The organism is Mesocryomonas lacus (assembly GCF_055730105.2).
The window spans coordinates 1,100,702-1,107,133 of the sequence record NZ_JBUZWF020000001.1 but is presented as its reverse complement, the minus strand read 5'-3'; the positions used below and the strand labels follow the sequence as shown (position 1 = coordinate 1,107,133).

The window sequence follows — 6,432 nt, the reverse complement described above, 5'->3', positions numbered from 1 at the left end:
GCGGGGAGAAGAACGAAGCGGCACCGCCGCATTCCGCCATGAGATATCGTCCTGATGAGCCTGTCCCAGACTGCCACCCCCATCGTCGCGCTGGCCGGCGTCACGAAATCCTTCGGTGCCGTCAGGGCCCTGGGGGGTGTCGATCTTGTCGTCGCGCCGGGCGAGGCGCTGGGGCTCGTCGGCCATAACGGGGCCGGCAAGTCGACGCTGATGCAGATCCTCGCCGGCACGCTGACGCACGATGCCGGCACCTTCGCAGCCGGTGGCGCGCCTGAAGTGGCGCGTTTCTCGGTCGCTGCCGCGCATGCCGCGGGCGTGCGCTGCGTCTTCCAGGAGCTGTCGCTCTGCCCGAACCTCTCGGTCGCCGAGAACACCCGCCTGCGCCATCCCGCGCTGAAGGGTTTCGGCTGGCGCGGCCCGGCCGGCCGGCTGATCGCGGCGACGCTGGACGAGATCTTCCCCGGCCACGGCATCCGGCCGGACGCGCTGATCGCCGACCTCGCGCTCGGCCAGCGGCAGATGGTCGAGATCGCGATGAATTTTACCGCGACGGACACCGAGCCGAGACTGGTGATCCTCGACGAGCCGACCTCCTCGCTCGACCATTCCGTCGCCGCGCAGCTGCTCGCCCACATCCGCCGCTTCACGGCGCGCGGCGGCAGCGTCATCCTGATCTCGCACATTCTCTCGGACATCCTCGGCACCTGCGACCGCATCGTCGTGATGCGCGACGGCCGCGTCGTCGCCGAGCGCAAGGCGTCTGATTTCGACCGCGCCGGCCTCGTCGCCGCCATGGGCCATGTCGCCGAGGAGAAGCACGCGGGCGAAAGCCCTGCGCGCATGGAAGTGAAGCGCACCGGCAGCCCTTGCGTGAAGGCGCGCTCGCCAAAACAGCGCGACGGCCGCGCGCTGGAACTCTTTCCCGGCGAGATCATCGGCCTTGCGGGCCTCGCCGGCCACGGCCAGACGGCTCTTCTCCGGCTGATCCAGAACGCGTCGGGCCGGTCCTCGCGCTTTGCCGACGTCACCGGAAAAGTCGCCTTCGTCGCTGGCGACCGTCAGGCGGACGGCGTCTTCCCGCTCTGGTCGATCGGCCAGAACGTCACCATCCGCTCGCTTTCGGCCCTGTCGCGGCTCGGACTGATCGACGGCAGTGCCGAACGGGCGATGGAAAAGACCTGGCGCGACACCTTCCAGATCAAGACGCCTGATATGGGCGACAACATCCTGACGCTGTCGGGCGGCAACCAGCAGAAGGCGCTGTTCGCGCGGGCGCTGGCGTCCGACGCCGACATCATCGCCATGGACGACCCGATGCGCGGCGTCGACGTCGGCACCAAGCGCGAGGTCTACCAGCGCATCCGCGAGGAGGCGGACAAGGGCCGCGCCTTCCTCTGGTACACCACCGAGTTCGACGAGCTCCTCAACTGCGGCCACGTCTACGTTTTTCGCGAGGGCGAGATCGTCGCGGATCTCTCCGCCGACGAGCTGACGGAGGAGAAGGTGCTGCAGAGCTCGTTCCTGGAGGAGACGGCGGATGCGTGAGGTCTTCTCGTCATCGGCATTCGGCACCTGCTGCCCGAAGGGACGCACGCACACCCCTCTGTCCTGCCGGACATCTCCCCCTCAAGGGGGGAGATCGGCTCTTCCGGAAAGGTCGCAGTCGGTAACGCGCCCGATCTCCCCCCTTGAGGGGGAGATGCCGGCAGGCAGAGGGGGGTGCCGCGCGCCATCGCCGGCCGACGCCCTCCCGCCCGCTCTTGCCGGAACGCTCGGAACCCCCGCATGACCCTCTTCTCCTCCCGCGCCTTGCGCTCCGCCGTGCCGGCGCTCTCCTTCGCCGTGCTGCTCGCCGCGATCTTCGTCATTCAGCCGCGGGCGATGAGCTATGTCGGCCTCAACCTGATGCTGAACCTCGCGCTGCCGATCGCGCTCGCCACGATCGCCCAGCTGTTCATCCTGACGGTGAACGACCTCGATCTCTCGATCGGCGGCTTCGTCTCGCTGGTCGCCTGCATCGCCGCGACTTGGTTGAACGACACGCCGCTCCTCGGCGTCGCCGCGCTCATCGTCTGCATCGGCATCTATGCCGGCCTCGGCGCGCTGATCCACCTCCGCAACTTGCCCTCGATCGTCGTGACGCTCGGCATGTCCTTCGTCTGGCTCGGCTGCGCCGTCCTGATCCTGCCGAGCCCCGGCGGCCATGCGCCGGACTGGCTGACGGCGATCGTCAAGTTCAAGACGCCCTATGTGCCGCTGGCGATCGTCGGCGCGGCGCTTCTGGCGGTGATCGTGCATGTCGGGCTGATGCGCTCGGCGGCCGGCGTCGTGTTGCGGGGCGCCGGCGGCAATGCCCAGGCGGTCGGCCGGGCCGGCTGGTCGCTGCTGCGGGTGAAGGTCACGATGTACGCGCTGTCGGGCTTCTTCGGCGTGCTCTCGGGCCTCGTGCTGGTCGGCACCACGAGCTCGGCCGATGCCAACATCGCGCTGCGCTACACCCTGTTCTCGATCGCCGGCGCGATTCTCGGCGGGGCCGAGTTCACCGGCGGACGCGTCTCGCCGATCGGCGCCGTGCTCGGCGCGCTGACGCTGGCGCTGGTCGGCTCGCTGCTCTCCTTCATGCGGATCTCGCCGGACTGGCAGATCGGCGCGCAGGGCGTGATGCTGATCGCGGTGCTGGCGCTGCGCAGCCTCGTCAACCAGCTGGAGGCCCGCGAGGCATGAGCGCCGAGACACAAGCCCTTCCCGTGCCGGCCAAGCGGTCGATCGGCCGGCGCATGCCCTGGCTGTTCTCCTTCCTCGGCGCGGCCGCGATCTTCATCGTGACGCTCGTCGTCAACGAGGGGCGCGGCGGGCCGGAGATCATGACGGCGGCGCTGACCTTCGGCGCCTTCTACGTCATCGTCGGAATCGGCCAGATGTTCGTCATCACCACCGGGCCCGGCAATATCGACCTGTCGGTCCCCTCGACCATCGCCTTCACCGGCGCGGTGGCGATGAAGCTGATGGAGGGGCAGAACTCGGCGATCCTCCTCGGTCTCGGCGCCGCGCTCGGTACCGGCTTCCTCATCGGCTGCTTCAACTACCTCCTCATCCGGGCGCTCAAAATACCGCCGATCATCGCGACGCTGTCGTCGAGCTTCATCATCCAGTCGCTGGCGATCGCCTATGGCCGCGGGCTGATGATCAAGCCGCCGCCGCTGCTCGCCGAGGCCGCGACCGGCCGCGTGTTCGGCCTGCCGATCGTCGCGATCCTTGCCATCCTCCTCAGCGTGGTGATGGCCGTCATCCTGCACCGCACCGTCTACGGCCGCTCGGTCGCCGCGATCGGCCAGAACATCCGCGCAGCAAGCCTTGCCGGCGTGCGCGTCGACTGGATGCGCTTTGCGACCTACGCCCTGTCGGCCATGCTCGCCGCGCTGTGCGGCACGCTGCTCGCCGGCTTCTCCGGCGGCGCGTCGCTCAACATGGGCGAGGAATACCTCCTCGCCTCGATCGCCGTTGTGGTGGTCGGCGGCTCGGCGGTGGCCGGCGGCTTCTCCAACGTCTCCGGCCTCTGGGGCGCCGCGTTGTTCCTCTACCTCCTCGTCACCATGTTGAACACGTTCGGCGTTGGGGCGGGCGTGCGGCAGATTTTGACAGGGCTGATCATCATCGGGGTGATCACGCTGGCGGGCGGGCCGAAGAGCGGGCGCGGGTGATGGGCGGGCTCGGTATGGCTAGGGCTGATGATGGGCGTGGCTCACGAGACGTGAGGTGCGAGTGTTGCGACGGGAAATGTTTCACGTGAGACAATGACCCCTGAGCTTCGTCATCCCGGCCTTGAGCCGGGATCCATTCCAAATCGGTCGAGGAAGACCGCCGCGGAATGGCAACATCGCCGACGTATGAGGAATGGATCCCGGCTCAAGGCCGGGATGACGAACTTTCAAGGTTGCATCGCGATGGAAGCGCCGCGAAGCAAACGACAACCACACCAACACCAACACCAACACCAACACCGCCACGACACCTGACACCTGACCTCCAACTGAAACGAACCTCGCCATGGCCAACACCGTCCGCCTCGACCTCGCCGACAACGTCGTCACCGCGCTGCGCTCGCTCGAAGCCGGCGTGCCGGTGGAGACCGAGGCGACTCCCGCGCTCAACGGCGCCACGATCGGCGCGGCCGAGCATGTCACCACGCGCATCATGATCCCGCGCGGGCATAAGGTCGCGACGCGGTTCATCCCGGCCGGCGAGGCGATCGTGAAGTACGCGCAGATCATCGGCTACGCCTCGCGCGACATCGAGCCGGGCGAGCACGTGCACGTCCAGAACACCGAGTTCCGCAACACCGAGCACGCCTACGAGTTCTCGACCGACCTGCGGCGCGTCACGATGGTGCCGGAGCCCCTGCGCGACACCTTCATGGGCTACCGCCGCGCCAACGGCACCGTCGGCACGCGCAACACCATCGCGATCCTCACCTCGGTGAACTGCTCGGCGACCGCCGCGCGCAAGATCGCCGCCGCCTTCGGGCCGGAGGAACTTGCCGCCTACCCGAACGTCGACGGCGTCACCGCCTTCGTGCACGGCACCGGCTGCGGCATGGCGGGCGATGGCGAGGGGTTCGACGCGCTGCAGCGGGTGATGTGGGGCTATGCGCGGCACCCGAACGTTGCGGGCGTCCTGATGGTCGGGCTCGGCTGCGAGGTCAACCAGATCGACTGGCTGCTCGAGGCGAACGGCATCGAGAAGGGCCCGATGTTCCACGCCATGAACATCCAGGACGTCGCTGGCCTCCGGCAGACCGTCGAGGTCGGCATCGCCAAGGTGCGCGCCATGTTGCCGCTTGCCAATGAGGTCAAGCGGACGCCTTGCCCGGTCTCGGAGATCATGGTCGGGCTGCAATGCGGTGGCTCCGACGCCTGGTCGGGCATCACCGCCAACCCGGCGCTCGGCTATGCCTGCGACCTGCTCGTCGCCCAGGGCGGCACCGGCGTCCTGTCGGAGACCCCGGAGATCTACGGCGCCGAGCATCTCCTCACCCGCCGCGCCATCGACCACAAGACCGGCGAGAAACTGACCAGGCTGATCACCTGGTGGGAGGACTACACTGCGCGCAACAAGGGCTCGATGGACAACAATCCGAGCCCCGGCAACAAGAAGGGCGGCCTCACCACCATCCTCGAGAAGTCGCTGGGCGCCGCCGCCAAGGGTGGCACCTCGCCGCTGATGGGCGTCTACAAATACGGCGAGCCGATCACCGCGCGCGGCTTCGTGTTCATGGACTCGCCGGGCTACGACCCGGCCTCGGTCACCGGCCAGATCGCGTCGGGCTGCAACATGATCGCCTTCACCACCGGCCGCGGCTCGGCCGCCGGCTACAAGCCGGCACCGTCGATCAAGATCGCCACGAACACCGAGATGTACCGCCGCATGGTCGAGGACATGGACGTCGATTCCGGCCGCATCGTCTCGGAAGGCCTCACCATCGAGCAGTCCGGCCGGGAGATCTACGACCTGATCATCCGTGTGGCCTCGGGCGAGATGTCGAAGTCTGAAGCGCAGGGGCTCGGCGATTTCGAGTTCGTGCCGTGGCAGATCGGGGCGACGATGTAATCAGGCGGCTGCAGAACTCGGCGATGATTTTGCGCCGGCGGGCTGGTAGGCTCGCCGCGTATCACCGAAGGGAGGCCGCCTTGCCTGCTTTTAAGATCCTGGCCTTGCCGCACGAGACGCGGCAGGCCTTGTTGCAGCGCGCGGAACAGAACGGCACCAGCACGGATGCCGAAATCCGCAGGATCCTGGACGAGGCGCTGCGCCTCGACGCTGCCCCGTTGATCGGATCGGAAATCGCCGCTTTCGGGCGCCGGTTCGGCGGTCTCGAACTGGAGGTCCGGCGTGACCCTCCGGGCGCCGAACAAGCCATTTTCGGGTGATCCTTCTCGATACCAGTGTCGTCCTCGAGCCGATGCGGCCGCAGGCTGATCCAGCCGTTCAGGCATGGCTCGATCTGCAAAGTCCGGGAACGCTGTTCCTGACGACCACCAGCCTGTCCAAACTGCTGCTCGGTATCGAAATCCTGCCGCCGGATCGTCGGCGCGGGGCGCTCGATGCCGATCTGGCGATCCTGCTCTACCGCCTCTTTCCCCAGCGCATTCTGCCGTTCGATGGCGAAGCCGCAAAGGCCTATGCGCGGGTGGCCGCCCGTTGCCGTCACCTCGGACGGCCGATATCCGTCGCCGATGGCCAGGTGGCAGCGATCGCAGAAGTTTTTGGATGTCCGGTGGCGACCCGGGACAGTCTGCCGTTCCAGACGGCGGGGATTCCCGTGATCAATCCGTGGATTGCCGACAGGGATTAGCGGTGGGCGAGCCGGCAAGGGCAAGCCTTCCTCGCCGTCTCCGCGAGGCACTCGCGCCAGAAGCAGGCGTGCGGGGGCAT

Annotated in this window: 6 protein-coding genes; all 6 read left to right on the top strand. The window is 67.7% G+C overall.

Annotation, left to right across the window (positions count from 1 at the left end):
- Window positions 1–54: 54 nt before the first annotated feature.
- The 6 genes from ACZLZQ_RS05135 (at window position 55) to ACZLZQ_RS05110 (ending at window position 6,352) form a co-directional block, all read left to right on the top strand.
- A complete protein-coding gene (locus ACZLZQ_RS05135; protein ID WP_472948415.1) occupies window positions 55–1,545 on the top strand; it encodes a sugar ABC transporter ATP-binding protein in 1,491 nt (496 codons plus the stop codon).
- A 240-nt stretch (window positions 1,546–1,785) separates the two neighbouring features.
- Window positions 1,786–2,724, top strand: coding sequence for an ABC transporter permease (locus ACZLZQ_RS05130; protein ID WP_472948414.1), 939 nt, complete (start codon window positions 1,786–1,788; stop codon window positions 2,722–2,724).
- Window positions 2,721–3,701 carry an ABC transporter permease gene (locus tag ACZLZQ_RS05125; RefSeq protein ID WP_472948413.1) on the top strand — a complete coding sequence of 327 codons (981 nt, stop codon included), beginning with the start codon at window positions 2,721–2,723 and terminating at the stop codon, window positions 3,699–3,701. Before ACZLZQ_RS05130 ends, ACZLZQ_RS05125 begins: the two co-directional genes overlap by 4 nt.
- Window positions 3,702–4,047: 346 nt before the next feature.
- Window positions 4,048–5,607: a UxaA family hydrolase gene (locus tag ACZLZQ_RS05120; protein ID WP_472948412.1), complete on the top strand. Its 1,560-nt coding sequence runs from the start codon at window positions 4,048–4,050 to the stop codon at window positions 5,605–5,607.
- Window positions 5,583–5,927: a FitA-like ribbon-helix-helix domain-containing protein gene (locus ACZLZQ_RS05115; protein WP_472948411.1), complete on the top strand. Its 345-nt coding sequence runs from the start codon at window positions 5,583–5,585 to the stop codon at window positions 5,925–5,927. The genes ACZLZQ_RS05120 and ACZLZQ_RS05115 overlap by 25 nt, the downstream gene beginning before the upstream one ends.
- Complete coding sequence (locus ACZLZQ_RS05110; protein WP_472934221.1) at window positions 5,924–6,352, top strand: PIN domain-containing protein; 429 nt, start codon at window positions 5,924–5,926, stop codon at window positions 6,350–6,352. Before ACZLZQ_RS05115 ends, ACZLZQ_RS05110 begins: the two co-directional genes overlap by 4 nt.
- The last annotated feature ends 80 nt before the right edge of the window (window positions 6,353–6,432 follow it).